Source organism: Trinickia caryophylli (assembly GCF_034424545.1).
Taxonomy (GTDB): Bacteria; Pseudomonadota; Gammaproteobacteria; order Burkholderiales; family Burkholderiaceae; genus Trinickia; species Trinickia caryophylli.
In genome coordinates this window covers 654,347-679,398 of the sequence record NZ_CP139970.1, presented here as the reverse complement: position 1 = coordinate 679,398, position 25,052 = coordinate 654,347, and the positions used below count along the sequence as shown (strand labels likewise).

The window sequence follows — 25,052 nt, the reverse complement described above, 5'->3', positions numbered from 1 at the left end:
GCGGTCATGGCATTTGGCGTCATCATCATCGGCGACGAAATCTTGTCGGGCAGGCGTGCGGACAAGCATTTGCCGAAGGTCATCGAGCTGCTCGGCGCTCGGGGGCTGGCGCTCGCCTGGGCCGAATACGTCGGTGACGATCCCGAGCGGATCACGGCAACCCTTGCGCGCACGTTCGCTTCGGGCGACATCGTCTTTTCGACGGGCGGTATCGGTGCGACGCCGGACGACCATACGCGACAGTGCGCGGCCCGTGCGCTTGGCGTGCCGCTCGAACTGCATCCGGAGGCGGCGGAGCTAATTCGTCAGCGTATTCGCGACATGCAGCCCGCCGGCGCGCTCCCGCTCGAGCTCGAGTCCCCCGAAAATCGCCACCGCCTGAACATGGGCGTCTTTCCGCGCGGCGCATCGATCATCCCCAACGGCTACAACAAGATTCCGGGGTTTTCAGTGGGCAGCCACCATTTCGTGCCGGGCTTTCCCGTCATGGCGTGGCCCATGATCGAATGGGTGCTCGACAACCAATACGCACATCTGCACCACCAGGTGGCCCATGCCGAGCGTTCGCTGCTCGTCTTCGAACTGATGGAATCGACGCTCACGCCGCTGATGGAGAAGATCGAGGCCGACTTCCCGGGCGTGCGCGTGTTCAGCTTGCCGAGCGTTGGCGACGCCGAGCGCGGGGGCGTCTACGCGCGCCGGCATATCGACCTCGGTGTGAAAGGGGAGCCCGAAGCGGTCGCTGCTGCTTTCGTCAAACTGCGCGAAGGCGTACACCTGCTCGGCGGCGATATCGTCGAGCCGGGCGCCGATGCTCAGACGGGCGGCTGAATGCGCGCGCGGCCGCTCGAGGCGCGAAGCTCAGGCGCCGATCCAGGGCAGGCCGCGATAGCACCAGCCATCGACGGTCTTGCGGTGTCCGTTGCCGTCCTTGCCCCCTTCGAACCCCTCGAGCAGATCATAGGCTTGTGTAAAGCCCGCCTGCGCGGCGGCTACCGCCGCGAGCTTCGAGCGGGCGGCGCTGCGGCACAGAAAGACCACCGGGGTATCGGGCGAAGCGGCCGCGCGCAGCGTATCCAGGAACTCGGGGTTGGGCACGCCGCCCGGGTACCGCGTCCATTCGATATGCACGTACCGGCCGTCGCCCACGACAGGCCGGCCGACCCAGTCGAGCTCGGCGCGGGTGCGTACGTCGACGAGCCGGGCGTTCGGATCGAGTTCGAGGAACTCGAATGCCTCGGCCGGCGCGAGCGCGCCCTTGTAGGGCAGTTGCTGCTCTTGGCGCCGCTTGTCGGCTTGAGCCAGGATTTGTTCGAGCGTGCTCATCTGCTTGCCTCCTCGAAGGAAACGTGTATTTTAGCGCGCGCCTGGCCGCGAGCGAGGGCGGTGCCGCGCAATGAACTCTGTTGGTGCACAATGAATGTGCGTGCACCAACATTGAACGCTGGGTCTCGTGATCCCAGCCGCATGCACCGGATTGGTGCCGAAGTGAGGCCGGACGCGCTTGCGATGCGTGCCCGGGGGCAACGGGGCGTTCCAATGAGGGGCGCGGCTACCCGCCGGGGTGGTCGCGCTTCCAACGATTCGTGTCGAATCTGGCACGAAAGCTGCTCTAACCGGCGGCGATCGCTTGCCGGCGGCGTTCGGTCAGAGCTGTTTCCTGGCTGAGGCGGCCGCGAAGTGAAGAACCGCCGAATCTATTAAATGGAGAAGAGGATATGAGTAAAAACGTGGCCGACGTCATGCAGCTCGTCAAAGACGAGGACGTCAAGTTCGTCGACTTTCGCTTCACCGACACGCGCGGCAAGGAGCAGCACGTCTCTGTTCCGCTGTCGGCGTTCGACGAAGACAAGTTCGAAAGCGGCCATGCGTTCGACGGTTCCTCGATTGCCGGCTGGAAGGGCATCGAAGCGTCGGACATGTTGCTCGTGCCGGACCCCAATACGGCATTCATCGACCCGTTCTACGAAGAGCCGACGCTCGTCCTGACCTGCGACGTGGTCGAGCCCGCGGACGGCAAGGGCTACGAGCGCGATCCGCGCTCGCTCGCAAAGCGCGCCGAGGCTTATCTCAAGAGCACCGGCCTGGGCGACACGGCCTACTTCGGCCCGGAACCCGAATTCTTCATCTTCGACTCCGTCCAGTGGAATACGGACATGTCCGGCTGCTTCGTGAAGATCGGCTCGGAAGAAGCGCCGTGGTCGGCGGGCAAGGAATTCGAAGGCGGCAACACGGGCCATCGTCCGGGCGTGAAGGGCGGCTACTTCCCGGTCGCGCCGGTCGACTCGTTCCAGGACATGCGCTCGGAAATGTGCCTGCTGCTCGAACAAATCGGCATCCCGGTCGAAGTGCATCACCACGAGGTGGCGGGCCAAGGCCAAAACGAGATCGGTACGAAGTTCGCGACGCTCGTGCAGCGCGCCGACTGGACGCAGCAGCTGAAGTACATCGTCCACAACGTGGCGCACACTTACGGCAAGACGGCGACGTTCATGCCGAAGCCCGTGGTTGGCGACAACGGCTCGGGCATGCACGTTCACCAGTCGATCTGGAAGGACGGCCAGAACCTGTTTGCGGGTAACGGCTACGCCGGCCTGTCGGAATTCGCGCTCTTTTACATCGGCGGCATCATCAAGCACGCCCGTGCGCTGAACGCGATCACGAACCCGACGACGAACTCGTACAAGCGTCTCGTGCCGCACTTCGAAGCACCGGTGAAGCTTGCCTACTCGGCACGCAACCGCTCGGCCTCGATCCGTATTCCGCACGTGTCGAATCCGAAGGGCCGCCGCATCGAAACGCGCTTCCCCGATCCGATGGCGAACCCGTACTTCGCGTTCTCGGCGCTGATGATGGCCGGCCTCGACGGCGTGCAGAACAAGATTCATCCGGGCGAAGCCGCGGACAAGAATCTGTACGATCTGCCGCCCGAAGAAGACGCGAAGATCCCGACCGTTTGCGCAGGCCTCGATCAGGCGCTGGAAGCCTTGGACAAGGACCGCGAGTTCCTGACGCGCGGCGGCGTGTTCACGGACAGCATGCTCGACGCCTACCTCGAGCTCAAGGAAGGCGAACTGCAGCGCTTCCGTATGACCACGCATCCGATCGAGTTCGAGATGTACTACTCGCTGTAAGCAGCCGATGCGCTTCGCCTGTGTTTCGTCATGGGCGCGGCGCCATCACGCTTGCGATCGGTCTCGAAGGGACGGCGGCGCCGTCCCTTTTTTATTCGTCGCAAATACCTGCTCCCGCGGCTGTGACTAGACGATGGTGCTCAAGAACCTGATCAAGACGAAGAAGGGGCAATCGGAACCCCTGACGAACGATGCCTCGCTGGCTGCGTCGGGCCTGCTGCCGGGCTTCGAGGCGCTGCCTACCGTCGTGCTCGTGCTCGAAAAGCGCACGCTGCGCGTCGCTTTCGCGAACCCGTCGGCCGAATCGATGCTCGACCTTTCGCGCCGGCAGTTGATGCAGATGTCGTGGCCCGAGATCTTTGCCAACGGCGATGCACTCGTCGAGACGATTGCCGCCATCGCCGAGCACCGTTTTCATGCCACGCATCTCGATGCCGTGTTCGAACGCCCGCCGCGCGAGGCTCTGCCTGTGCATGTGGTGGTGGGCTTTCTCGAAAGCGCGCCCGACTACGTGTTGCTCGAGTTGTTCGAGAACGAGCGCCATCTGCGCACCGACCGCGAGGAGCGCATTCACGATCTCACGGTCGCCAACAAGCAACTGATCCGCAATCTCGCTCACGAGATCAAGAACCCGCTCGGCGGCATCCGCGGCGCCGCGCAGTTGCTCGAACTCGAACTCGGTGCGCGCGAGCGACACGAACTGCGGGAGTACACGCAGGTCATCGTCAAGGAATCGGATCGCCTGCAGACGCTCGTCGATCGGCTGCTCGAGCCGCACCGTCACCCGCACATCGTGGGCGATGTGAACATTCACGAGGTATGCGAGCGCGTGCGCGCCGTGATCATGGCCGAGTTTCCGCGCGGCCTCACGATCGAGCGCGACTACGACGTGAGCGTGCCGGAGCTGCGCGGCGACAAGGAGCAACTGATCCAGGCGCTCCTCAATATCGTGCGCAACGCGGCCCAGGCGCTGCGCGAGCGCATCAGCCAGGGCGATGCACGTATTGCGCTACGCACGCGCGTGGCACGCAAGATCACGATCGCGAAGCGCTTGTGCAAACTGGCATTGGACTTGCGTGTCGTCGACAACGGTCCCGGCATTGCGCCGGAGATCCGCGATCGTATTTTTTATCCGCTCGTGTCCGGGCGCGAGGATGGCAGCGGTCTTGGGCTCACGCTCGCGCAAACGTTCGTGCAGCAGCACGACGGCGTCATCGAAGTGGAAAGCCGGCCCGGACACACCGAGTTTCAGATTCTGTTGCCGCTCGACAATTGACCAACGACCACTCTATGAAGCCGATCTGGATAGTAGACGACGACCAATCGATCCGCTGGGTGCTCGAAAAAGCGCTGGCGCGCGAGAACCTGGCGACGCGCAGCTTCGCCAACGTGCGCGAGGCGCTGGCCGCGCTCGAGCACGAGTCGCCGCAGGTGCTCGTATCCGACATCCGCATGCCGGGGCCGTCGGGTCTCGAGCTGCTGCAGGCGATTCGCGAACGGCTGCCCGAGCTGCCCGTCATCATCATGACGGCCTACTCCGATCTCGACAGTGCCGTGGCCGCGTTCCAAGGTGGTGCATTCGAATATCTGGCGAAGCCGTTCGACATCGACCGTGCGGTCGAACTCATTCATCGCGCCGTCGACGAAAGCCTGCGCGGCGTGCACGCGGCCGAAACCACACTGGCCGACGCGCCGGAAATGCTGGGTCAGGCGCCCGCGATGCAGGACATGTTCCGGGCGATCGGGCGTCTTTCGCATTCCTCGGCCACCGTGCTCATCACGGGGGAGTCCGGTACGGGCAAGGAACTCGTGGCGCGGGCGCTGCACCGGCACAGCCCGCGTGCAAACGGTCCATTCATCGCTCTCAACACGGCGGCGATTCCGAAAGACCTGCTCGAATCGGAACTCTTCGGACATGAGCGCGGCGCGTTCACGGGCGCGCAGGCGATGCGCCAGGGGCGCTTCGAGCAGGCCGAAAACGGTACGCTCTTCCTCGACGAAATCGGCGACATGCCGTTCGATCTGCAAACGCGGCTGCTGCGCGTGCTTTCGGATGGGCAGTTCTATCGCGTCGGCGGCCATAGCCCGTTGCGCGCGAACGTGCGCGTGATCGCGGCGACCCACCAGAACCTCGAGTCCCGCGTGCGGCAGGGGCTCTTTCGCGAAGACTTGTATCACCGGCTCAACGTCATCCGGCTGCGCCTGCCGCCGCTGCGCGAACGCAAGGAGGACATTCCGCTGCTCGCACGCCACTTCCTGCAAAAGAGTGCGCGCGATCTCGGTGTCGAACCCAAGCGCGTATCGGATGCGACGCTGGCCTATCTTGCCTCGTTGCCGTTTCCGGGCAACGTGCGCCAGCTCGAAAACCTCGCGAACTGGCTGACCGTCATGGCGCCTGCGCAGACGATCGAAATCAAGGATCTCCCGCCGGACCTCGTTCCGCAGCAGCCGGCGGAAGTATCGGGCGACATCGTGGCAGGACCGAGTGCCGGCGCGCAGGCGGCGGCCAGCGTGGCGATGGGTTCCGCGGCGGCCGCACCGCTCGAAGGCGAGCGCAACGGCATGTCGGTGCCGGGCGCGATCGGTGGTGTCCCGAACCTGCCCGTGAGCATATGGGAGAGCGGGCTGCGCGCGGAGGTCGCACGAATGCTGCGCGAGAACATGGCCGACGTCATGGATGAACTGGCGCGCCGTTTCGAGGCAGCCGTCATTCGCGAGGCGCTCGATTTCACGCGAGGGCGCAAGGTGGAGGCGGCCGAGCGCCTGGGCATCGGGCGCAATACGATTACGCGCAAGATCCAGGAGCTGCATCTGGAGCCTTGACCGAGCCAGCCGCTTGCGGCTGGCTCGGCATCGCTGATGAAAACACGCCCGAACGAAAAACGCGAGACCTTCGTCCTGCGTTAAGGGTTTCCTTACACGATATTCAGCCTGTGCTTAACCCCGATGAGACGGATTTCAGCGTTACTCCGTCTCAAGTTCGCTCCGCGAGCCGTCGTTATCTATTGAACGACGTGTCTGCGGCCAGAGCGTCTCTTCTATCTATCGGGGAAAGTCAGCATGATGCCTGGAACGATTCGTGGTCGAATTCTCGCGGCCAGCGTGGCGATCGTCGTGACCGCGCTTGCGGTGACGGGCGGGCTCGTCTACTACGTGGTGAAGATCCATAACGACGAGACCATCGACCAGGACTTCAAGTCGATTCTGACGGGACATACCCTCGCCATCAACGGCTGGATAGAGAGCCGCGCGCGGCAGACGCAGGCACTCGCCGACACGCTGGCGATTGGCGAAGGCGACCCGCTGCCGGCATTGAAGCTCCTCGCCAGATCGGGCGGCTTCGAAGTCATGACACTCGGCTTGCCCGACAAGACCGCGTTTTCCAACGTCCCCCTCGCTCCGGGCTACGATCCCACGGCGCGGCCTTGGTACAAGCAGGCGGTGGGGGCCGGCCATCTCGTGGTGACCGCACTCTATCGTGACGCTTCGAGCGGGAAGCCCGCGTTTGCGTTCGCCGTCCCGCTGATCCGGGACGGCAGCGTGAAAGGCGTCATGGCCGCCAGTCTTTTCATGCAAAGTGTGAGCGAAATCGTGACCGCTGTGCATCCGACGCCCGCCAGCTTTGCGTTTCTCGTGAACGATGCCGGCAATGTCATCGCGAGTGCCAAGACCGAGCTCATCATGAAGCCGGCCTCCGAGATGGCGCCCGGACTGACGCCGGACGCGCTCAAGACGATAGCGACGGCCTCCGCGCCGCTTGCCGTCCTGATCGACGGCAAGACAAAGCTGCTGCGCGCGCAGCCGATCACGGGCACAGACTGGAGCCTCGTACTTGCACTGGACAAGGCGGACGTGACGGCCGGCATGCGCGCGGTGGCCACGACGACGTTCCTGGCGATCATCGTCGTGGCGCTTGTCGCGGCCGCGCTCGTGGGCGCTATCACCCAGGCGGCGTTCAAGCGCATATTGCTAGTGCGCGACGCGCTGACGGACGTCGCCAGCGGCAGTGGCGACCTCGCAAGGCGGCTGCCCGCCAACGGCAGTGACGAAGCGGCACAGATCGCGCACGCATTCAATCTGTTTGCGGGCAAGATCAGCGCAATCTTGCTGCATATCCGCGATTTCAGTGAATCGGTCAACCTCGCCAGCTCTGAAATCGCACAGGGCAATCAGGATCTCTCGAGCCGCACCGAACTGGCCGCGTCCAACCTGCAGCAGACCGCCTCCGCGCTCGAACAGATCGCCGGCACGGCGCGCAATTCGGCTGACGCGGCAACGAAAGTGAGCGGCCTTGCGCAATCCGCGTCGGACGTTGCGACGCGCGGCGGAGTCGTGGTCGGGGACGTGGTCTCCACGATGGATGCCATCACGAAGGCGTCGACCGAGATCGCGAACATCATCGGCGTCATCGACGGCATTGCGTTTCAAACCAACATCCTGGCGCTCAACGCCGCCGTGGAAGCGGCACGCGCGAGCGAGCACGGCCGAGGCTTTGCCGTGGTGGCGGGGGAGGTGCGTGCCCTTGCGCAACGCAGTGCTCAGGCGGCCAAGGAGATCAAGCAGTTGATCGGCTCCTCCGTCGAGAGGATAGAAGCCGGATCGACACTGGTGCAGACGGCCGGATCGACGATGGACGAAATCGTGCAGGGCGTGCGAGGCATCACGAGCGTGATTGCCGAGATTTCCGCGGCGGCAACGGAGCAAAGCACAGGACTGGGCCACGTGAACCAGGCGCTCGCGCAGCTCGACAACACGACGCAGCAAAACGCCGCGCTCGTGGAGCAATCGGCGGCCGCCGCACAAATGCTGCGCGAGCAGGCGGCGAAGTTGGCTCAGGCCGTTGGCGAATTCAAGCTGAGCGGCGCAAATGCCGCCGAGGCGGTTTGAGCGCCGACGTCAGCGTGGATTCAGCCGATCTGTGCGATGACGGGCGCGTGATCCGACGGCTGATCCCATTTGCGCGGTGTCTTGTCGACTTCGCACAGCGAGCAGTGCTGCGCGAGCTCGGGCGAGAGCAGGATGTGATCGATGCGCAGCCCCGCATTGCGGCGGAACGCCAGCATGCGGTAATCCCACCAGGTGAACGTCTTCTCCGGCTGTTCGAACTTGCGGAAGGAATCGACGAGGCCGAGCCCCACGAGCTTGGCAAACGCGGCGCGTTCTTCGGGGGAGACGAGATTCTGGCCTTGCCACGCCTGCGGGTCGTGCACGTCGCGGTCTTCGGGCGCGATGTTGTAGTCCCCCAGTAGCGCAAGCGCCGGATAGCGGGCCATTTCGGCACCGATCCACGCGGCCAGCGCATCGAGCCAGCGCAGCTTGTAGGCGAATTTGTCCGTGCCGGGCGCCTGGCCGTTCGGGAAATAGGCGGAGATGATGCGATTGCCGCCGATGGTGAGTGCGATCAGACGCTGTTGCTCGTCGTCGAAGCCCGGGATGTTGCGCACGATATCGGTTTCGTCGACTTTCAGCCCCTCGCGCACGAGTACCGCCACACCGTTGTAGGTCTTTTGTCCGGCGCACCAGCTGCGATAGCCCTTGGCAGCAAGCTCGGCATGCGGAAACTTCTCGTCGGGCAGCTTCAGTTCCTGGAGACACAGTATGTCGACGCCCGAGAGCTCGAGCCAGTCGATCACATGCTGCTGACGGACCTTCAGAGAATTGACGTTCCACGTGGCAATCTTCATGTTTTCTCGCATCGTTGCTTCAGAGTAGCGGGCGATTGCGCGCACGGCCCCTTCGTCTGGCTACCCACGTTCCGGTGGCCGGCCCACCTGCCGGGCCTCGCGCCCGCTCGGCCTGCCGAACAGCCGGGAGTCTATCAGGCTCGCGGCCGCCCGCTTTTTTTGAGAGAAGCTCCACTGTACAGTCACACAGTATCGGCGCCGGTGCGCTGACGTAGAATCGATGCCAGTTGCGAGGGGGAATGCATGATGGTCGTTGCTTTTGACGCGTTGGCGTATGTCCGCCGGCTTGAACAGGGTGGTGTCCCGCGCGAAACGGTGGTGACGCAGGCCGAGGCACTTGCCGGTGCGATCGAAGGCACGTTGGTAACCAAGCAGGATCTCAAGAACACAGAATCGACGCTCAAGGCTGAAATCACGGCTGAAATCGAGAGCGTGCGTACGGATCTGAAAATCGGCTTGACCGAATTGCGCGGCGAATTGAGGACCGAGTTGGCCAAGACCCGCGGAGATATGATGACCGAAATCGCGAAGTCGAAGGTTTCGACCATCGTGTGGCTGGTGAGCCTCAGCGTCATCGCTACGGCGGCACAGATCGCGGCGCGCGTGCTTCTTCACTAGCTTGCCTGCTCTTGCTGTTCATCCTGGCGCGCGTTACTCCGCGCGCTTTTTTGCCCGCGTCGGGCGCGCTCAGCGCCTGAACAAGAAAAAATCAAAGGCGCGGGCGGCGATATTCATCGGCGTAGCCCCGCAAACCCCTGTGTGTCCCCCTGTGTGTCCCCCTGTGTGTCCCCCTGTGCGCGCCATGGCGCGTGATTGGCGGCAGTAGTGGCATGGATTGCATGCAATCCATGCATGCGACAGGGTTTTGCCGACGGGTCTACAATCAATTCCAGTTGTGCCATCGCTGCGCTTTCGCAAATTACCTTACGGAAACGCCGCAAACCGATCAGAGACCGAAAAGGTACTGATTAGGACTCCTATGTAATTTCCGGTATGGGCGAGCGCGGCGCGATGCACTGACTTGCCGCGCCAGCATCGATCCGGGAGGGCATTCATGAACGCGACGACATCCCCCCTCGACCAACTGATGAGCCGCGAGTACCAACACGGGTTCGAGAGCGACGTGCAATCGGACACGCTGCCGCGCGGTCTGTCGGAGGAGGTCATTCGTCTCATTTCGGCCAGGAAGAACGAGCCCGGGTTCATGCTCGAATGGCGACTGGCCGCCTATTGCCATTGGCTTACGATGACCGAGCCGACATGGTCGACCGTGCGTCATCCGCCTATCGACTATCAGGACATTGCCTATTATTCGGCTCCATTCGATCGGAAGAATCGCCCCAAGAGTCTGGACGAGGTCGACCCTGAGCTGCTGCGCACCTACGAAAAGCTCGGCGTGCCGCTCCAGGAGCGCGAATTGCTCGCGGGTGTCGCGGTCGACGCCATATTCGACAGCGTATCGGTGGCCACGACGTTTCGCGAGCAGTTGGGCGCGCTCGGCATCATCTTTTGCTCGTTCTCCGAAGCGATCGAACAGCACCCCGAACTGGTACGCCAGTACCTCGGCTCCGTCGTGCCGCATACCGACAATTTTTTTGCCGCGCTGAATTCGGCGGTTTTCAGCGACGGGTCGTTTTGCTACATCCCGCCTGGCGTGCGGTGCCCCATGGAGCTGTCCACCTACTTCCGTATCAATGCGCGCAACACAGGCCAGTTCGAGCGCACGCTGATCGTGGCTGACCGCGGTGCCAGCGTCAGCTATCTCGAAGGCTGCACCGCGCCGATGCGCGACGAGAATCAGCTGCATGCGGCGGTGGTCGAGCTCGTCGCGCTCGAGGATGCGCAGATTCGCTACTCGACGGTGCAGAACTGGTATCCCGGCGATGCGCGCGGGCGCGGCGGCATCTATAACTTCGTCACGAAGCGTGGGGACTGCCGCGAGGCCAACGCGAAAATTTCCTGGACACAGGTGGAGACGGGCTCGGCGATCACATGGAAGTACCCGAGCGTGATTCTGCGCGGGGACAACTCGGTGGGCGAATTTTATTCGGTCGCCCTCACGAATCACCACCAGCAGGCCGATACGGGCACGAAGATGATCCACCTCGGCCGCAACACGCGCAGCACCATTTTGTCGAAAGGGATCTCCGCGGGGCGTGGCAAGAATGCCTATCGCGGTCTCGTGAAGGTGGCGCGTACGGCGGACGGCGCGCGCAACTACACGCAGTGCGACTCCCTGCTGCTCGGCAATCGCGCAAGCGCGCATACGTTCCCGTACATCGAGGTCAGGAATCCGAGTGCGAGCGTCGAGCACGAGGCTTCGACTTCGCGCATCGGCGAGGACCAGCTCTTCTATTGCCAGCAGCGAGGGCTCTCGGAGGAGGATGCCGTTTCCATGATCGTCAACGGGTTCTGCAAGGAAGTTTTCAAGGAGTTGCCGATGGAGTTCGCCGTCGAAGCGCAAAAGCTGCTCGGCGTGAGTCTTGAGGGCAGCGTCGGATAACGAGGAGCGAGAACATGCTGGAAGTCAGCAACCTCAGCGTCGAAATCGAGGGCAAGCCGATTTTGCGCGGCGTGGATTTGCGCGTGCAGGCGGGCGAGGTCCACGCGATCATGGGGCCCAACGGCTCGGGCAAGAGCACGCTCGCACAGGTACTCGCCGGACGCGATCAGTACCGGGTAACGGGCGGCACGGTTCGATATCGCGATCGCGACCTGCTCGCGCTGTCACCCGAGGAGCGCGCGAGAGAGGGCCTCTTTCTCGCGTTTCAGTATCCGGTGGAGATACCGGGCGTGAGCAACGTCTATCTGCTCAAAGCCGCACTGAATGCACAACGGCGGTATCGCGGCGAGCCCGAACTCGATGCGATGGAGTTTCTCGCGCTCGTCAAACGCAAGATGGCGCTTATGCAGATGGACGAGGACCTGCTTTATCGCGCTGTCAACGAGGGATTCTCAGGCGGAGAGAAGAAGCGCAACGAAATTTTGCAACTCGCCGTGCTCGAGCCGCGGCTTGCCGTGCTGGACGAACCCGATTCCGGCCTCGATATCGATGCGCTGCAAGTCGTGGCAGACGGGGTGAACCGCATGCGCAGCACCGATCGCGCGATCGTGCTCGTTACCCATTACCGGCGCTTGCTCGATTACGTCGCCCCCGATTACGTTCATGTGCTGTCGCAGGGGCGCATCGTCAAATCGGGCACGCGCGAACTGGCCGAGGAGCTCGAGCGCAGGGGCTACGGCTGGCTTGCCGCGCAGGAAAGCGGCACCCCGGAGGACGGCCCGCCGCCATCGCCTTGAGCGCGGGCTTTACTCCGAACGCTTCATGTCAGGAGGCATCGCAATGAGCGAATCGACGCTCGAGCTCTATCGACAGGCATTCCATTCGCTGGCAAGGACGCTGCCGGGCGCGGAACTCGCATGGCTGCGCGCGGCCCGCCGCCGCGCGTTCGAGCGCTTCGAAAAGCTCGGCTTTCCGGGCACGCGCCTCGAGGACTGGAAGTACACGGACGTCGCGGCGATAGCAGGGGGGGCCTGGCATTTCACCTCGCCGCGCGGCGACGATGCCGATGTGTCGTCGATCGTCGACGAACTCGTCGTCGAGAAGACGGCGGCACGCCTCGTGTTCGTCAACGGCCGTCACGCCCCGAAGCTCTCTCGCGCGCAGTCCTTGCCCGATGGCGTATTCGTCGGCAGCCTGACGCGCGCACTGCGCGAGATCCCCGAGCAGCTCGAGCCCGCCATGGGGCACGAAACGCCCAAGGACGGCTTCGCGGCCCTCAATGCGGCGTTCGTCAGCGACGGCTACGTGGTCGTGCTGCCGCGCGATTGCCGCCTCGAGCAGCCGTTGCAGATGCTTTTCGTGACCGATGAGGCGGGGCTCGCCATGCACCCGAGTAACGTGGTGCTCGCCGCGCCCGGGGCGCAGTGCACCGTCGTCGAGCAGTTCGCCGGCGTGGCCGACGATGCTTATCTGACGAACGTCGTTACGCGCATCGTCGCGCAAGAGCAGGCGCAAATCGAGCACTGCCGCATCCAGCACGAGGCCAAGCGGAGCTTCCACATCGGGCATCTCGATATCGTCGGGCAGCGGGCGAGCCGCGTCGTCTCTCATTCGTTTGCATTCGGCGCCGCGCTTTCGCGTGTGCAAATCGACGCCGATCTCGCGGCTGCGGATGCGTACGCCGAACTGGACGGCCTTTATTTCCTGAGAGGACGGCAGCACGCGGACCATCACACCCGGATAGATCACGAGTACCCGCGCGGCACGAGCCGCCAGTACTATCGCGGCGTGCTCGACGGTGCGTCGCGTGGGGTCTTCAACGGCCGCGTGGTCGTGCATCAGGACGCGCAGCGCACGGACACTCACCAGTCGAATCACAATCTGCTGCTGTCGGCCGATGCCGAGATCGACACGAAGCCTCAGCTCGAGATCTACGCCGACGACGTCAAGTGCACGCACGGCGCCACCGTGGGGCGCCTCGATGAGAACCAGCTTTTCTATCTGCGCGCGCGCGGTATCGACGAGGCCGCCGCGCGCGCCTGTCTTCTCGAGGCGTTTGCGCGAGATGTGCTGGAGCGTGTGAGCAATGAGCGGCTGCGCGACAAGCTGACGGGGATCCTGCTCGCACGCATGCCCGGCGCACAACAAGGATGGAGTCGGCCATGAACCCGTACGAGCCGTTGACGATGCGCGGCGACGCGGACGTCGCGCGCTGGCGCCGCGATTTTCCGATTCTTGAAAGCACCGCGCATGGCAAGCCGCTCGTCTACCTCGATAACGGCGCGACGACACAAAAGCCGCTTCCCGTCATCGAGGCCGAGCGCGCCTACTACCTGACGACGAATGCGAACGTGCACCGCGGCGTGCACCTGCTCTCGCAGCGCGCGACGGAGGCGTACGAGGCGGCGCGCGCGCGCGTGGCGCGCTTCGTCAACGCGGCACGCGCCGAAGAAATCGTGTTCGTGCGAGGCACGACCGAGGCGATCAACCTCGTCGCGCAGAGCGACGTGCGCCCGCGCGTGCAGGCAGGCGACGAGATCCTGATCACGGCCATGGAGCACCACGCGAACATCGTTCCATGGCAACTTGTCTGCATGCAGACGGGAGCAACGCTCAAAGTCGTGCCGATCGACGACAGCGGATCGCTCGACGTCGATGCGTATGCACGGATGCTGAGCGCGCGCACGCGCCTCGTCGCACTCGCGCACGTGTCGAATGCGCTCGGCACGATCAACCCGGTTGCCCAACTGATCGAACTCGCCCATGCCCGGGGCGTGCCGGTGCTCGTGGACGGCGCGCAGGCCGTCGCCCACCTCGGTGTGGACGTGCGTGCGCTCGATTGCGATTTTTACGCGTTTTCCGGCCACAAGATCTATGGCCCGACCGGTATCGGCGTGCTCTATGCCAAGGCGGCGCGCCTCGATGCCATGCCGCCGTGGCAGGGGGGCGGCGACATGATCCGCTCGGTGACGTTCGAGAAGACCGAATACAACGCGATTCCGTGGAAGTTCGAGGCGGGCACGCCGAATATCGCCGGCGCCATCGCGCTGGCCGCCGCGCTCGATTACGTCGACGCCATCGGCATCGATGCGCTTGCCGCCCACGAGGCCGCGCTGCTCGATTACGCCACCGATGCGATGCGGGCGCTCCCCGGAGTCCGCCTGGTCGGCACGGCCGCCCGCAAGGCGGGCATCCTGTCGTTCGTCCATGACGCCGTGCATGCCCACGATATCGGCACGATTCTCGACCGCTGCGGCGTGGCCGTCCGTGCGGGCCATCATTGCGCGATGCCGGTCATGCAGCGCTTCCGCGTGCCGGCTACCGTGCGTGCCTCGTTTGCCCTCTACAACACGCGTGCCGAGATCGATGCGTTGCTCGACGGCATGGCGAAAGTGCAGGAGGTGTTCGGTCGATGAGCGATCTGCGCGAACTCTATCAGGAAGTGATCTTCGACCATTACCGTCATCCTCGCAATCAAGGCGCGCTGCCCGATGCGAATCATGCGGCGCACGGGTACAACCCGCTTTGCGGCGATCAGGTGACGGTCCGGCTGCGACTCGAGGGCGGGGTCGTCGAGGACGTGCGTTTCGAAGGTGCCGGCTGCGCCATTGCCACAGCCTCTGCATCGTTGATGACCGAGTTGTTGAAAGGCAGAACGCTGGCGGAGGCCGATGCGCTCTTTACTCGTTTTCACGAAATGGTGACGGCGCCGCCCGGTGCGGCCGCGCCCGATGCGCAAGCATTCGGCAAGCTCGCGGCGCTCGGCGGCGTGCGCGAGTTCCCTGCACGCATAAAGTGCGCGACGCTCGCCTGGCATACCTTCCATGCCGCGCTGCATGACGAAGGCGGCACCATCTCGACGGAATGAAAGGTGCAACGATGAAGGCATTCGATGAAGCGGGCCGCCTCGGCGAGGCGACCCCGACAGCGCCGACAGCGCCGATAGCGGCGCCCGATCTGCGGGCACGTGTGATCGAGGCGCTGCGCACCGTGTTCGATCCCGAGATCCCCGTCAACATCTACGATCTCGGGCTTATCTACGGGCTCGACGTGGACGAGCAGGGAGGCCATGTCGCGATCCGCATGACGCTTACGGCACCGGGCTGCCCGGTTGCTCAGACGTTCCCTGGGGTGGTCGGGGAAGTCGTCGCGTCGGTCGAGGGCGTGCATGCCGCCTCGGTCGAACTCGTCTGGGAGCCCGCGTGGTCGCAGGCGCGGATGAGCGAAGCAGCGCGCCTGCAACTGGGGCTGCTCTGATCATGGCCGGCTGGACACGCGTGGCATTGGCCGCCGATCTCGGCCCGGGGCAATGCCGCAGCGTGGTAGCCGAAGGCACGCGCATCGCGGTCTTCAACGTGGACGGCACGCTGCATGCGATCGAAGACCGCTGCACCCACGACGATGGGCAATTGACAGGCGGAGGCCTGGAGGGCGACGTCGTCGTTTGCCCCCGGCACGGGGCGCGGTTTTGCGTGAAAACCGGCAAGGCACTCACGCCGCCCGCATACGAGGACGTGCCGGTGTTTCCGGTGCGCATCGAAGCGGGCTTCGTCGAAGTCCGCGATCCGCGCTGGGATGGACTCGACGACTGAGCGGGCGCGCCGGCGGCCGTTGCGCCCCCACTGGACGCGCGGCCCACATTGCAGGATGATGCCGTCAAGGTCACTGACGGGGGCCGCCATGGGCACGTACGATACGAAGGTGGTTGTACGCGACATCGTCGCGACGGATACGATGACGTTCGAGTTCGCGCGCCCGGACGGCTTCGATTTCAAGGCTGGTCAGGCCATCGATCTGATCCTTCCCGAATCGGGGCAACCGGACGCCCGCCACACGTTTTCCATCGTCAGCGCGCCGTTCGAAGACAAGGTGGCCATTGCCACGCGCATGCGCGACACGCCGTTCAAGCGGGCACTGCGCATGTTGATGGCAGGTTCGCCGGCGCGCATCGAAGGCCCGTTCGGTTCGCTCACCCTGCACAAGGAAACCCGGCACGCGGCCGTGCTGATCGCGGGCGGAATCGGCATTACGCCGTTCCTGAGCATGATCCGGCAGGCTGCTCACGACCAGTCGCCGCAGTATCTGCTGCTCGTCTATTCGAACCGCCGCCCCGAGGACGCGCCGTTTCTCTCCGAGCTGACCCAGCTCGAGCGCGTGAACTCGAACTTCCGTCTCGTCGCGACGATGACGCAGCCCGGCAAGTCGCACATTCATTGGAACGGCGCGAACGGCCCGATCGACGAAGCGCTGCTGCGGCAGGTGGCGGGCAACCTCGCGGATCCCGTCTACTACCTCGCCGGCCCGCCGAAGATGGTCGAGGCGATACGCGAGACGCTGACCGATATCGGTGTGGCCGACGCCGCGATTCGCAGCGAGGAGTTTTACGGCTACTAGCGGGCGCTGGGTGCCTGGTCGGCATTGCCGGCATCGGCCGACGCGCCGGGCCGTCCGGTTCAGCCGCCGATGCCGAGCCGATAGCGCGTCACCTGGCGGTAGGGCATGCCCGGTCGCACGATCAGGTGCTCGCGCGCATCCATGTTGATCTCGTTCGGAAACGCGCCAGCCTCGACGCAAAAGCCTGCATGGCGTGCATAGACCGCACCGTTGCGTCCCCGTACCCCTTCCAGATAATTGCCCGTATAGAACTGGAGGCCGCGTTGATCGGTCGACACGGTCAGCTCGCGGCCGCTCGTCGGGTCGTAGGCACGTGCCGCGCGCCGCAATTGCCCCGCGTGGTCCGCGTGGCTCGCCTCTGGATCAGCGCCGGCACCATGCAGCAGGTAGCAATGATCGAAACCGCGCGCAATCGTGAGCTGTGCATGCGGCCAGTCCAGCCGGGCGCCGATCGGCGCGCTTTGGCGAAAATCGAATGCGTTGCCGGCCACCGGCGATGCCCGGCAGGGAATCAGGGCCGCGTCGACCTCGAAAAAGCGATCGGCGTCGATCGTCATGACGTGCCCGCGAATGTCCGAGCTGGCATCGGCCGCCAGGTTGAAGTAGGCGTGATTCGTCAGATTCAATGGTGTCGGCGCATCGGTGTGCGCCGTGTAGTCGATCGTCAGCGCACCGTCGTCGTCGAGCGTATAGCGGACCTGCACCGATACGTTTCCGGGAAAACCCGCATCGCCTTCTTCGGACTCGAGCTTGAACACGAGCGCGCCGTCCTCCTGCCCGGCCTCCCAACGCGCACGGTGAAACCCGGTTGCGCCGCCGTGCAGCAGGTTGTCGCCCTCGTTGCGATCGAGCACGTACTCGATGCCGTCGAGCGTGAAGCGTGCGCCGGCAATGCGGTTCGCCCAGCGTCCGACGATGGCTCCCATATAGGCCGTTCCGGCGTGGTACTGCGCTGGCGTATCGTGTCCCAGCAGCACGTCCTGCAGCCGCCCCGCACGGTCGGGGGCGTGCCAGGACACGAGCGTGGCGCCCAGATCGCTGATCGTCACCTTCATGTCGTGCGCGTTGCGCAGCGTGAAGAGATGGACGGGTTCGCCTCCTGGCAGCAGGCCCCAGGGTTCAGCGGACAGTGTTGCAGTGCTCATCGTCATGGCGTATCGAAAAATGGAGAAATCACAGAGTGACGCGAGTCAGCTTTCGAGCGCGTTCGCGCGTTCCTGAAATTCGCGCGGGGTGCAGCCGAGTTCGCGGCGAAACACTGCGTGCATGTACTGCAGCGAGCTGAACCCGCAGCGGATGGCCACCTCGGCGCTCGCCACGTCGCGCCGGGCCAGCAGGGCTTTCGCAGCGTCGAGCTTCTGCCGAAGGATTTCCTGGTGGATCGTGCAGTGCAGCTCGCGCCGGAAATGCTCCTCGAGCGAGGAGCGGGAGACACCCACGTAATCGGCCACCTGTTCGGTGCGGATGCCCTGGCACGCGTACTGGCGGATGAAATGGCGCGCCCGCGCGACATAGGGGCTGGCGACCGGGCGATGCCGCGTGGAATCGAGCACGTTGATGCCGACGGGCGGCACGAGGATGCGCCGCCCCGGAAATCGCGCGCCGTGGAGCATCTGATGCAGCAGGTGCGCGGCCGTACGCCCCATCTCCTCGGTGCCCTGAATGACCGACGACAGCGGAATGCGCGTGAGGGTGCGCGCAAGCGGGTCGTTGTCGATGCCGATGATCGCGATCTCCTCGGGCACGGGAATGCCGGCGATCAGGCACGCCTGCAGCAGTTGGCGCGCGCGCGCATCGGTCACCGCGATGATGCCGACGGGCTTCGGCAGCGCGTGCAGCCATTGCGTAAGCTGCTCGATGGCCTGATTCCAGGTGGGCGCGCTCGTCGACAGCCCGCGATAGATCTCGGCGTCGATTTCGTCGTGCGAGCGGCCGTCGGCGGCCCTCGATTGAGCGAACGCCAGTTCGCGCTGCCGCGCCCAACGATGGTTCGGCGACGGCGGGAGGCTGTAGAGCGCAAAGTGGGCGAGGCCGGCGCCGATCAGATGCGTATAGGCGAGCGAGACGAGCTTGGCGTTGTCTGTCGCAATATATGGGACGTCGGGTGGGTAGAGCGTCGGATCTTCATATGACGAGCCCACGGCAACCACGGGCAGGGGGCAGCCCTGCAGTGCTTCGGCCACGGCCGGATCGTCGAAGTCGGCGATGATGCCGTCGCCGTCGAACCGTTCGATACCGCTGAGCCGGCAGCGGAAATCCTCTTCGAGAAAGACGTTCCATCCCACGCGCGTGGAGAGCAGATAGCTGCCGACGCCCGTGATGATCTCGCGGTCGTACACCTTGTTGGCGTTGAAGAGCAGCGCGATGCGATGCGCGGCTTGCGTCTTCTGCAGTGCAGGCTGCTTCGTCATCGGCTCTCGGGCGCCGCTGTGCGGCTCTCGTGGGGCATGCTCGTCTCCTGTCGCATGCGAAACGCTCGGGCGGTTGCGCCCCGGCGCGGGTTTCGCTTCGTGCGTTCCGTACGTTCCGTGCGTTCCGGCGATTTTAGGCGGGAATGGCCGGGCGCGTCAGCGCTCTTGCTGCGCACCGGCAAGAAACATTAGTGCCGGTGCGCAATTTCGTAATTGCCGCGGCGCGAGGCGCGCGGCAGTATGGCCTCACTTCGCGGACCGGGGCACGCGGTGAGCGGTGCCCGGCGCGTCGAAGCGGATCGAAAAGCCAATATAAAAAGGAGTGAGACATGAGGTTAGCACCGCGACGTTCGTTTTTGAGTTCGCTCCTGTGCGGAGCGGCACTCGCCACTTTCTCCGTGTTTGCCCCCCTTGCGCACGCGAGCAAAGATCATCCCCAAATCGGCTTTTGCATCGACGACCTGCGCGTCGAGCGCTGGTCCCGCGACCGCGACTATTTCGTCGACGCGGCCAAGAAGCTCGGTGCCACGGTGTCGGTGCAGTCGGCCGATGCGAGCGAGCAGCGCCAGATCTCTCAGATCGAAAATCTGATTTCGCGCGGTGTCGACGTGATCGTCATCGTACCGTTCAATTCGAAGACGCTCGGCAATGTGATCGCGGAAGCGAAGAAGGCCGGGATCAAGGTCGTGTCGTACGATCGCTTGATCCTCGATGCCGACGTGGACGCCTACATTTCCTTCGACAACGAGAAGGTAGGAGAACTGCAGGCGAAGGGCGTTTTCGACGCCAAGCCCAAGGGCAATTACTTCCTGCTCGGCGGTGCGCCGACCGACAACAACGCGAAGATGCTGCGCGAAGGGCAATTGAAAGTGCTCAAGCCCGCGATCGATCGCGGTGACATCAAGGTCGTCGGCCAGCAGTGGGTGCCCGAATGGAGTGCGTCGACGGCGATGCGCATTATGGAAGACGCGCTCACGGCGAACGGCAACAAGATCGATGCGGTGGTCGCGTCGAACGACGGCACGGCGGGCGGCGCGATCCAGGCGCTGGCCGCGCAACATCTGGCGGGCAAGGTGCCCATTTCGGGGCAGGACGCCGATCTGGCGGCGGTCAAGCGCGTCATGACGGGCACGCAGACGATGACGGTCTACAAGCCGATCCGGCAGATCGCGGGCGAGGCGGCGAAGCTGGCGGTGCAACTCGCCAAGGGTGAAAAGCCGGCGTACAACGCGCAATACGACAATGGCAGGAAGAAGGTCGATACGGTTCTCTTGCAGCCGGTTCTGCTGACGAAGGGCAATGTCGACGTCGTCGTAAAGGACGGCTTCTATACGCAGGCACAACTGTCGAGCCAATGAGCGAACGCGCGCGCGGCGGTTTTCCCGCAGTCCGTCGAGAGCGGCCGCGCGCCTTTCGAGCGAGTGAAATCGAATGACGCAACCTTTGTTGACGATGAAGGGCATCGTCAAAGCTTTTTCCGGCGTCAAGGCGCTCGACGGCATCGGGCTCGACGTGTCGCCCGGCGAATGTGTCGGTCTGTGCGGCGAGAACGGCGCCGGAAAGTCCACGCTGATGAAGGTGCTCTCGGGTGTCTACCCGCACGGCACCTGGGAAGGCGAGATCCTGTGGGAAGGCCGGCCCCTCGTGGCGTCGAACGTGCGCGATACGGAGCGCGCCGGCATCGTCATCATCCATCAGGAACTGATGCTGGTGCCGGAGCTGTCCGTTGCCGAGAACATCTTTCTCGGCAACGAGATCACGCTGCCGGGCGGGCGCATGAACTATGCGGCGATGTACCGCCGCGCCGACGAACTGCTGCGCGGTCTCGGCATTCATGGCATTAACGTGGCACAGCCCGTCATGAACTACGGCGGGGGCCATCAGCAGCTCATCGAGATCGCCAAGGCGCTCAACAAGCAGGCGAAGCTGCTCATCCTCGACGAGCCGTCTTCATCGCTCACGGCCGCGGAAACGCAGATCCTGCTTGCCATCGTGCGCGACCTGAAGCGGCGCGGCGTGGCTTGCGTCTACATTTCGCACAAGCTCGACGAGGTCGAGGCCGTCTGCGACACGATCACCGTCATCCGTGACGGCCGGCACGTCGCAACGGAGCCGATGCATGCGCTCTCCACCGATCGCATCATCGCGATGATGGTCGGCCGTGAAATCACGAACCTCTTTCCGCGCGTGCCGCACGAGATCGGCGAAGTCGTCTTCGAGGCGCGCAACGTCACCTGCTTCGACGTCACGAACCCACGGCGCAAGCGCGTGGACGACGTGTCGTTTTCGGTGAGACGCGGCGAGATCCTGGGTATGGCAGGGCTCGTGGGTTCGGGCCGCACCGAATTGATGTCGGCGATCTTCGGTGCCTATCCAGGCGCAAGCCACGTGCAGGTGGTGCTCGAAGGCCGGCCGCTCGCGATTCGCGCGCCCGCCGATGCGATCCGCGCCGGCATCGCCATGGTGCCAGAAGACCGCAAGCGGCACGGCATCGTGCCGCTGCTCGGCGTGGGGCACAACATCACCCTGGCCGTGCTCGGGCGCTTCGCGAAGCGTGGTGCCCTGGACGGCGCGGCGGAGCTCGACACGATCCGCAAGGAAATGAAGCGGCTTTCCGTGCGCGCGGCGCACCCGATGCTGCCGATCGCGAACCTTTCGGGCGGTAACCAGCAAAAGGCCGTGCTCACACGCATGCTGCTGACCGAGCCCAAGGTGCTGATTCTCGACGAGCCCACTCGAGGGGTCGACGTCGGAGCGAAGTACGAGATCTACAAGCTGATCTTCGAGCTTGCGAAAGCGGGCATGGCGATCGTGGTCGTCTCCTCGGAAATGCCCGAAGTACTCGGGCTCGCGGACCGCGTACTCGTGATCGGCGAAGGAGAGCTGCGCGGGGATTTCGTCAACGAAGGGCTCACGCAGGAAACGATTCTGACCGCAGCGATCCAGCCCGTGCGGCACGCGGCGGCTTCACCAGAGGCGAATGCAGCATGACTCCCGATACGCTTTCCTCCCGCTCGAACGGCGCGGCGTCGCCCGGCGCGCTCGCCGGCTCGCAGCGCATTCAGCAGTTGTTCGCCCGCTACAAGATCCTGGCGCTGCTGCTGGCCGTCGCCGCGATCTGGGTGTTCTTTTCGGTGCTGACGCAAGGCGCTTTCACGACACCGCGCAATCTCTCGAACCTGCTGCGCCAGATGTCGATCACGGGTGTGCTCGCTTGCGGCATGGTGTTCGTCATCATCGCAGGCGAGATCGACCTCTCGGTCGGCTCCCTGCTCGGGCTGCTCGGCGGCGTCGCGGCAATTCTCGACATGAACCGGCAGTGGCCGATCGGGGTGACCGTGCCGGCCGTGCTGGCGCTCGGCGTGGCGGCGGGGCTTTTCAATGGATGGCTCTCCACCTATCGGCGCGTGCCGTCTTTCATCGTGGGGCTCGGCGGCATGCTCGCCTACCGCGGCGTGCTGCTGGGGCTCACTGGCGGCGCGACGATCGCGCCGGTGTCCGAGCGCTTCGTCTTCATCGGGCAGGGCTACCTGCCGCGCCTCGCGGGCGACGCGCTCGCCGTGCTTCTCTTCGCGCTGCTCGCCGTGCTGACCGTGCGGCATCGGGCGAACCGGCGCCGCTACGAGTTGCCCGTGCTGCCGCTGTGGCAGGACGGCGCGAAGATCGTCGGTGCGGGCGCGGTCATCGCCGTGTTCGTCGCGGTGCTCGACGACTACGGCGGCATTCCGCTGCCTGTGCTGCTCGTGCTCGCGCTGCTCGGCGTGTTTACCTGGATCGCGACGCAGACCGTATTCGGCCGGCGCATCTACTCGGTGGGCTCGAACCTCGAAGCGACGCGCCTCTCGGGCGTCGATACCGACCGCGTCAAGCTCGCCGTGTTCGCGCTGATGGGGCTCATGTGCGCGATCGCGGGGATCCTCAATACGGCGCGGCTCGCGGCCGGCTCGCCGTCGGCCGGCACGATGGGCGAACTCGATGCGATCGCGGCCTGCTTCATCGGCGGCACCTCGATGCGCGGCGGCTCCGGCACCGTGTATGGCGCGTTGATCGGCGCGCTCGTGATGGCGAGCCTCGATAACGGCATGTCGATGCTCGACGTGGACGCTTACTGGCAGATGATCGTGAAGGGCAGCATTCTCGTGCTCGCTGTGTGGATCGACGTCGTGTCGGGATCGAACCGGCGGTGAGCGGGCGCGGCGCCGCCTGTTCGTCGGTATCACTAACCATTTCATTTGCAATGTCTGGAATACGCATGTCGTATGCAATCTACCCGAGCCTTGCGGGCAAGTCGGTAATCGTGACGGGGGGCGGAAGCGGCATCGGCGCGGCGATGGTCGAGGCGTTCGCGCGGCAAGGCGCCCGCGTCTCGTTCGTCGACGTGGCCGAGGCGGATGCGCTCGCGCTCGTCGACTCGCTGCGCGAGTGCGCGCACGTCCCGCGCTTTCATCGCTGCGATCTGCGCGATGTCGCGTCGATCGAGCGCACCTTCGGCGAAATCGACGCGGCAGCGGGCGCCATCGACATCCTGGTCAATAATGCAGCCAACGACGACCGCCACGCGTTCGCGGACGTCACGCCCGCGTATTGGGACGAGCGGATCGCCGTGAACCTGCGCCACCAGTTCTTTTGCGCGCAGCGCGCGGCGCAGGCGATGAAGCGCGCGGGCAAGGGGGTGATCCTGAATCTCGGGTCGATTTCGTGGCACCTCGCGCTGGCGAATCTTTCCATCTACATGACGGCGAAAGCGGGCATCGAAGGCATGACGCGCGGCCTTGCGCGCGACCTCGGCGGCAGCGGCATTCGCGTCAACGCGATCGTGCCGGGCGCGGTGAAGACGCCCCGGCAGATGAAGCTCTGGCAGTCGCCCGAGAGCGAAGCGAAGCTCGTTGCCGATCAATGCCTGCAGCAACGGATCGAGCCCGAGCACGTCGCGCGCATGGCGCTTTTCCTCGCATCGGACGACGGCGAGCGCTGTTCGGGGCGCGAGTATTTTGTCGATGCCGGGTGGTACGGCGCGTCATGAAGGCGGATATGCCCGAATGCGTCTGGCCGCTCGGCGCCGAGCTTGGCGAAGGCGCCTTGTGGGTGCCGCGCGAAGCGGCGGTTTATTTCGTCGACATCAAAGCGCGGCGGGTGAACCGGTTCTCGCCCGCGACGGGCGAGCGCCGCAGCTGGCTCGCGCCGCGGCAGCCGGGCTTTATCGCCGCGGTGGACGACGGTGCCTTCCTGTGCGGTATGCAGGGAGGGCTTTATCGCTTCTGTGCGGACAACGGCGTGTTCGAACTGCTCGTCGAGGTGGAAGCGGACCGGCCCGGCAATAGGCTGAACGACGGCTTCGTCGACGCGGGCGGACGGCTCTGGTTCGGGTCGATGGACGATGCCGAGCAAGCGCCGAGCGGGCGGCTCTACCGGCTGACCGACGAGGGCGCGGTCGATCCCTGCGACGACGGCTATGTGATCACCAACGGCCCGGCCATGAGCCCGGATGGCCGCACGCTTTATCACACCGACACCTTGCGCCGCACGATCTATGCATTCGACGTGAGCGATACGCTCGCGCTTTCGCGCAAGCGCGTATTCGCGACCATCGAGGGAAGCGGCTATCCTGACGGCATGGCCGTGGACGCCGACGGGTTCGTCTGGGTAGCGCTTTTCGGGGGTGGACGCATCGAGCGGTTTTCCCCGCAAGGCGTGCTCGCGCAGACTGTCGCGTTCCCATGCGAGAACGTGACGAAGCTCGCATTCGGCGGCAACGACGGCCGCACGGTCTATGCCACGACGGCATGCAAGGGCCTCTCGCGCGAGGCGCGCAAGCGCCAGCCGCTCGCGGGCGGGCTCTTCATGTTCCGCTCGCCGGTGGCGGGGCTGCCGGCCGCCAGCCTCGCGGCGCGTCGCCTCGAATGCCTGCTGCAACGATAACGGAGAC

Annotated in this window: 23 protein-coding genes; 19 read left to right on the top strand and 4 right to left on the bottom strand. The window is 64.7% G+C overall.

What is annotated here, in order from left to right; all coding sequences use genetic code 11:
- The first annotated feature begins 6 nt into the window (after nucleotides 1–6).
- Nucleotides 7–831, top strand: coding sequence for a competence/damage-inducible protein A (locus U0034_RS03030; protein WP_085225659.1), 825 nt, complete (start codon nucleotides 7–9; stop codon nucleotides 829–831).
- Between the two features lie 30 nt (nucleotides 832–861).
- On the opposite strand, the gene U0034_RS03025 is transcribed toward U0034_RS03030, so the two are convergent.
- Nucleotides 862–1,326 carry a rhodanese-like domain-containing protein gene (locus U0034_RS03025; protein ID WP_085225661.1) on the bottom strand — a complete coding sequence of 155 codons (465 nt, stop codon included), beginning with the start codon at nucleotides 1,324–1,326 and terminating at the stop codon, nucleotides 862–864.
- Nucleotides 1,327–1,718: 392 nt separating this feature from the next.
- Here U0034_RS03025 and glnA point away from each other — a divergent pair, with 392 nt between their 5' ends.
- The 4 genes from glnA to U0034_RS03005 all read left to right on the top strand — a co-directional run bounded on the left by glnA (nucleotide 1,719) and on the right by U0034_RS03005 (nucleotide 8,021).
- Nucleotides 1,719–3,134 (top strand): type I glutamate--ammonia ligase, encoded by a 1,416-nt coding sequence (gene glnA, locus U0034_RS03020; protein WP_085225663.1) that lies wholly within the window; start codon nucleotides 1,719–1,721, stop codon nucleotides 3,132–3,134.
- A gap of 133 nt (nucleotides 3,135–3,267) precedes the next feature.
- On the top strand, nucleotides 3,268–4,410 hold the full coding sequence (gene glnL, locus U0034_RS03015) for a nitrogen regulation protein NR(II) (protein ID WP_085225665.1): 1,143 nt from the start codon (nucleotides 3,268–3,270) through the stop codon (nucleotides 4,408–4,410).
- 14 nt (nucleotides 4,411–4,424) lie between these two features.
- Entirely contained in the window at nucleotides 4,425–5,957 is a 1,533-nt protein-coding gene (gene ntrC / locus U0034_RS03010) for a nitrogen regulation protein NR(I) (RefSeq protein WP_085225667.1), read from the top strand.
- Between the two features lie 240 nt (nucleotides 5,958–6,197).
- Entirely contained in the window at nucleotides 6,198–8,021 is a 1,824-nt protein-coding gene (locus U0034_RS03005) for a methyl-accepting chemotaxis protein (RefSeq protein WP_085226407.1), read from the top strand.
- Nucleotides 8,022–8,041: 20 nt separating this feature from the next.
- Here the strand turns inward: U0034_RS03005 and xth are convergent, their stop codons facing one another.
- Entirely contained in the window at nucleotides 8,042–8,818 is a 777-nt protein-coding gene (xth, locus tag U0034_RS03000) for an exodeoxyribonuclease III (protein WP_085226409.1), read from the bottom strand.
- Between the two features lie 243 nt (nucleotides 8,819–9,061).
- Between xth and U0034_RS02995 the strand changes: the two genes are divergently transcribed.
- From U0034_RS02995 to U0034_RS02955, 9 genes are all read left to right on the top strand, one after another.
- Complete coding sequence (locus U0034_RS02995) at nucleotides 9,062–9,436, top strand: CCDC90 family protein (protein WP_085225669.1); 375 nt, start codon at nucleotides 9,062–9,064, stop codon at nucleotides 9,434–9,436.
- Nucleotides 9,437–9,872: 436 nt separating this feature from the next.
- On the top strand, nucleotides 9,873–11,321 hold the full coding sequence (sufB, locus tag U0034_RS02990; RefSeq protein ID WP_085225671.1) for a Fe-S cluster assembly protein SufB: 1,449 nt from the start codon (nucleotides 9,873–9,875) through the stop codon (nucleotides 11,319–11,321).
- A gap of 14 nt (nucleotides 11,322–11,335) precedes the next feature.
- On the top strand, nucleotides 11,336–12,118 hold the full coding sequence (gene sufC / locus U0034_RS02985; RefSeq protein ID WP_085225673.1) for a Fe-S cluster assembly ATPase SufC: 783 nt from the start codon (nucleotides 11,336–11,338) through the stop codon (nucleotides 12,116–12,118).
- Between the two features lie 43 nt (nucleotides 12,119–12,161).
- On the top strand, nucleotides 12,162–13,487 hold the full coding sequence (gene sufD, locus U0034_RS02980; protein WP_085225675.1) for a Fe-S cluster assembly protein SufD: 1,326 nt from the start codon (nucleotides 12,162–12,164) through the stop codon (nucleotides 13,485–13,487).
- Entirely contained in the window at nucleotides 13,484–14,737 is a 1,254-nt protein-coding gene (locus U0034_RS02975; RefSeq protein WP_085226411.1) for a cysteine desulfurase, read from the top strand. The genes sufD and U0034_RS02975 overlap by 4 nt, the downstream gene beginning before the upstream one ends.
- Nucleotides 14,734–15,189: a Fe-S cluster assembly sulfur transfer protein SufU gene (sufU, locus tag U0034_RS02970; protein WP_085225677.1), complete on the top strand. Its 456-nt coding sequence runs from the start codon at nucleotides 14,734–14,736 to the stop codon at nucleotides 15,187–15,189. Before U0034_RS02975 ends, sufU begins: the two co-directional genes overlap by 4 nt.
- An 11-nt stretch (nucleotides 15,190–15,200) precedes the next feature.
- Nucleotides 15,201–15,578 (top strand): SUF system Fe-S cluster assembly protein, encoded by a 378-nt coding sequence (locus U0034_RS02965; RefSeq protein ID WP_085226413.1) that lies wholly within the window; start codon nucleotides 15,201–15,203, stop codon nucleotides 15,576–15,578.
- 2 nt (nucleotides 15,579–15,580) lie between these two features.
- Entirely contained in the window at nucleotides 15,581–15,913 is a 333-nt protein-coding gene (locus tag U0034_RS02960) for a non-heme iron oxygenase ferredoxin subunit (RefSeq protein ID WP_085225679.1), read from the top strand.
- A gap of 88 nt (nucleotides 15,914–16,001) precedes the next feature.
- Nucleotides 16,002–16,715 carry a ferredoxin--NADP reductase gene (locus tag U0034_RS02955; protein ID WP_085225681.1) on the top strand — a complete coding sequence of 238 codons (714 nt, stop codon included), beginning with the start codon at nucleotides 16,002–16,004 and terminating at the stop codon, nucleotides 16,713–16,715.
- A 59-nt stretch (nucleotides 16,716–16,774) separates the two neighbouring features.
- Here the strand turns inward: U0034_RS02955 and U0034_RS02950 are convergent, their stop codons facing one another.
- On the bottom strand, nucleotides 16,775–17,860 hold the full coding sequence (locus tag U0034_RS02950) for an aldose epimerase family protein (RefSeq protein ID WP_085226415.1): 1,086 nt from the start codon (nucleotides 17,858–17,860) through the stop codon (nucleotides 16,775–16,777).
- A gap of 45 nt (nucleotides 17,861–17,905) precedes the next feature.
- Nucleotides 17,906–19,126, bottom strand: a complete 1,221-nt coding sequence (locus U0034_RS02945) for a XylR family transcriptional regulator (protein WP_085225683.1) — start codon at nucleotides 19,124–19,126, stop codon at nucleotides 17,906–17,908.
- A gap of 329 nt (nucleotides 19,127–19,455) precedes the next feature.
- Here U0034_RS02945 and xylF point away from each other — a divergent pair, with 329 nt between their 5' ends.
- The 5 genes from xylF to U0034_RS02920 all read left to right on the top strand — a co-directional run bounded on the left by xylF (nucleotide 19,456) and on the right by U0034_RS02920 (nucleotide 25,045).
- A complete protein-coding gene (gene xylF / locus U0034_RS02940; protein WP_085225685.1) occupies nucleotides 19,456–20,484 on the top strand; it encodes a D-xylose ABC transporter substrate-binding protein in 1,029 nt (342 codons plus the stop codon).
- A 73-nt stretch (nucleotides 20,485–20,557) separates the two neighbouring features.
- The gene (xylG, locus tag U0034_RS02935) at nucleotides 20,558–22,117 is read left to right on the top strand and encodes a D-xylose ABC transporter ATP-binding protein (protein WP_085225687.1); all 1,560 of its coding nucleotides are present in this window, start codon (nucleotides 20,558–20,560) and stop codon (nucleotides 22,115–22,117) included.
- Nucleotides 22,114–23,313, top strand: a complete 1,200-nt coding sequence (locus tag U0034_RS02930) for a sugar ABC transporter permease (protein WP_085225689.1) — start codon at nucleotides 22,114–22,116, stop codon at nucleotides 23,311–23,313. Before xylG ends, U0034_RS02930 begins: the two co-directional genes overlap by 4 nt.
- Before the next feature lie 65 nt (nucleotides 23,314–23,378).
- Nucleotides 23,379–24,149 (top strand): SDR family NAD(P)-dependent oxidoreductase, encoded by a 771-nt coding sequence (locus tag U0034_RS02925; protein WP_085225691.1) that lies wholly within the window; start codon nucleotides 23,379–23,381, stop codon nucleotides 24,147–24,149.
- Nucleotides 24,146–25,045, top strand: coding sequence for an SMP-30/gluconolactonase/LRE family protein (locus U0034_RS02920; protein WP_085225693.1), 900 nt, complete (start codon nucleotides 24,146–24,148; stop codon nucleotides 25,043–25,045). Before U0034_RS02925 ends, U0034_RS02920 begins: the two co-directional genes overlap by 4 nt.
- The last annotated feature ends 7 nt before the right edge of the window (nucleotides 25,046–25,052 follow it).

Coding starts and splice junctions, on each gene's coding strand:
- U0034_RS03030 (WP_085225659.1), top strand. CDS start 7: ATGGCATTTGGCGTCATCATCATCGGCGACGAAATCTTGTCGGGCAGG.
- U0034_RS03025 (WP_085225661.1), bottom strand. CDS start 1,326: ATGAGCACGCTCGAACAAATCCTGGCTCAAGCCGACAAGCGGCGCCAA.
- glnA (WP_085225663.1), top strand. CDS start 1,719: ATGAGTAAAAACGTGGCCGACGTCATGCAGCTCGTCAAAGACGAGGAC.
- glnL (WP_085225665.1), top strand. CDS start 3,268: ATGGTGCTCAAGAACCTGATCAAGACGAAGAAGGGGCAATCGGAACCC.
- ntrC (WP_085225667.1), top strand. CDS start 4,425: ATGAAGCCGATCTGGATAGTAGACGACGACCAATCGATCCGCTGGGTG.
- U0034_RS03005 (WP_085226407.1), top strand. CDS start 6,198: ATGCCTGGAACGATTCGTGGTCGAATTCTCGCGGCCAGCGTGGCGATC.
- xth (WP_085226409.1), bottom strand. CDS start 8,818: ATGAAGATTGCCACGTGGAACGTCAATTCTCTGAAGGTCCGTCAGCAG.
- U0034_RS02995 (WP_085225669.1), top strand. CDS start 9,062: ATGATGGTCGTTGCTTTTGACGCGTTGGCGTATGTCCGCCGGCTTGAA.
- sufB (WP_085225671.1), top strand. CDS start 9,873: ATGAACGCGACGACATCCCCCCTCGACCAACTGATGAGCCGCGAGTAC.
- sufC (WP_085225673.1), top strand. CDS start 11,336: ATGCTGGAAGTCAGCAACCTCAGCGTCGAAATCGAGGGCAAGCCGATT.
- sufD (WP_085225675.1), top strand. CDS start 12,162: ATGAGCGAATCGACGCTCGAGCTCTATCGACAGGCATTCCATTCGCTG.
- U0034_RS02975 (WP_085226411.1), top strand. CDS start 13,484: ATGAACCCGTACGAGCCGTTGACGATGCGCGGCGACGCGGACGTCGCG.
- sufU (WP_085225677.1), top strand. CDS start 14,734: ATGAGCGATCTGCGCGAACTCTATCAGGAAGTGATCTTCGACCATTAC.
- U0034_RS02965 (WP_085226413.1), top strand. CDS start 15,201: ATGAAGGCATTCGATGAAGCGGGCCGCCTCGGCGAGGCGACCCCGACA.
- U0034_RS02960 (WP_085225679.1), top strand. CDS start 15,581: ATGGCCGGCTGGACACGCGTGGCATTGGCCGCCGATCTCGGCCCGGGG.
- U0034_RS02955 (WP_085225681.1), top strand. CDS start 16,002: ATGGGCACGTACGATACGAAGGTGGTTGTACGCGACATCGTCGCGACG.
- U0034_RS02950 (WP_085226415.1), bottom strand. CDS start 17,860: ATGAGCACTGCAACACTGTCCGCTGAACCCTGGGGCCTGCTGCCAGGA.
- U0034_RS02945 (WP_085225683.1), bottom strand. CDS start 19,126: ATGACGAAGCAGCCTGCACTGCAGAAGACGCAAGCCGCGCATCGCATC.
- xylF (WP_085225685.1), top strand. CDS start 19,456: ATGAGGTTAGCACCGCGACGTTCGTTTTTGAGTTCGCTCCTGTGCGGA.
- xylG (WP_085225687.1), top strand. CDS start 20,558: ATGACGCAACCTTTGTTGACGATGAAGGGCATCGTCAAAGCTTTTTCC.
- U0034_RS02930 (WP_085225689.1), top strand. CDS start 22,114: ATGACTCCCGATACGCTTTCCTCCCGCTCGAACGGCGCGGCGTCGCCC.
- U0034_RS02925 (WP_085225691.1), top strand. CDS start 23,379: ATGTCGTATGCAATCTACCCGAGCCTTGCGGGCAAGTCGGTAATCGTG.
- U0034_RS02920 (WP_085225693.1), top strand. CDS start 24,146: ATGAAGGCGGATATGCCCGAATGCGTCTGGCCGCTCGGCGCCGAGCTT.